Source organism: Paraburkholderia sp. SIMBA_027, assembly GCF_046535315.1.
Lineage (GTDB): Bacteria > Pseudomonadota > Gammaproteobacteria > Burkholderiales > Burkholderiaceae > Paraburkholderia > Paraburkholderia tropica.
This window is the reverse complement of sequence record NZ_JAWRWY010001357.1, coordinates 1-245: the sequence shown is the minus strand read 5'-3', so window position 1 is coordinate 245 and position 245 is coordinate 1. Positions and strand designations below refer to the sequence as shown.

General features: G+C 60.4%; 1 protein-coding gene. It reads left to right on the top strand.

Annotation, left to right across the window (positions count from 1 at the left end; genetic code table 11):
* Positions 1-2 precede the first annotated feature (2 nt).
* Positions 3-245 (top strand): SRPBCC domain-containing protein (locus SB764_RS43605; RefSeq protein ID WP_410867253.1); only part of this gene is annotated, 243 nt, incomplete at its 3' end.

Sequence of the window (245 nt, the reverse complement as noted above, 5' to 3'; positions counted from 1 at the left end):
CCATGGCTACCGGAACCGTCCGTCTCCAACGCGTCTTGCGCGCAACGCCCGAACGCATCTATCGAGCCTTCCTCGAACCCGATGCGATAGCGAAGTGGCTTCCTCCCTACGGGTTCACCTGTCAGGTCCACCACATGGACGCCCGCGTTGGTGGCACTTACAAGATGTCCTTCCGTAACTTCAGCACCGGCAACAGCCACTCGTTCGGCGGCGAGTACGTCGAACTGGTGCCGTTCGAGAAGATC